This window comes from Arthrobacter sp. 10T419 (assembly GCF_056394105.1).
The window spans coordinates 1-383 of record NZ_JBFTHF010000074.1; the positions used below are offsets into that span (position 1 = coordinate 1).

Genomic DNA, 383 nt, shown 5'->3' on the forward strand with positions numbered 1-383 from the left:
GGACACGGGCGAGACGCTGGACCTTGGGGCCGGAAAGCTCACCCTCACCTTTGGGTTTGGCCCGGGCCTGTTTGAGAAGGACGGCAAGGCCCGCTTCGGCCTGGATGGCCGGCGCCCGGACGCCCTGATCGACCTGCCGCACTTCCCCGGCGATGATCTCCAACCGGGGCGCACCGGCGGCGACATAGTGGTCCAGGCCTGCGCCGACGACCCGCAGGTGGCTGTCCATGCGATCCGGAACCTGGCGCGGATCGGGTTCGGGCAGACACGCGTCCGCTGGTCGCAGCTGGGATTCGGCCGGACCTCCTCCACGTCCAGGGCCCAGACCACGCCGCGGAACCTCTTCGGCTTCAAGGACGGCATCAGCAACCTCAAAGCCGAGG

General features: G+C 69.2%; 1 protein-coding gene. It reads left to right on the top strand.

Annotated features, from left to right (window positions below; translation table 11 throughout):
* Nucleotides 1-383, top strand: a 383-nt coding sequence (locus AC1DBD_RS17935; protein ID WP_476982742.1) for a Dyp-type peroxidase domain-containing protein, incomplete at both ends; no start/stop codon positions are given.